The sequence below is a fragment of the Microvirga antarctica genome, from assembly GCF_017921815.1.
Classification (GTDB): domain Bacteria; phylum Pseudomonadota; class Alphaproteobacteria; order Rhizobiales; family Beijerinckiaceae; genus Microvirga; species Microvirga antarctica.
In genome coordinates, this window is sequence record NZ_JAGEMM010000139.1 from 1 (window position 1) to 286 (window position 286).

Here is a 286-nt window from a genome sequence, read left to right on the forward strand (position 1 = left end):
AACGATCTGGTTTTTGCCCTTTCACAGCACGCCGTCGCCTTTGCTCACGCCCAGCTCCAGCGGGATGGTCGAAACTGGCCTGCGTCGCCGCGCTATTTCGCGATTGGCCGCACCACGGCGCTCGCCCTTCATACCGTTAGCGGGTTCGATATTCGTTATCCATTGGATCGGGAAATCAGCGAAGCCTTGCTACAATTACCTGAATTACAAAATATTGCGGGCAAACGCGCGCTGATTTTGCGTGGCAATGGCGGCCGCGAACTGCTGGGCGAAACCCTGACAGCTC

At 57.0% G+C, this 286-nt stretch carries 1 protein-coding gene; it reads left to right on the forward strand.

Annotated features, from left to right (window positions below; genetic code table 11):
- Positions 1-286 (forward strand): uroporphyrinogen-III synthase (locus J4G32_RS21195; RefSeq protein ID WP_210497688.1); only part of this gene is annotated, 286 nt, incomplete at both ends.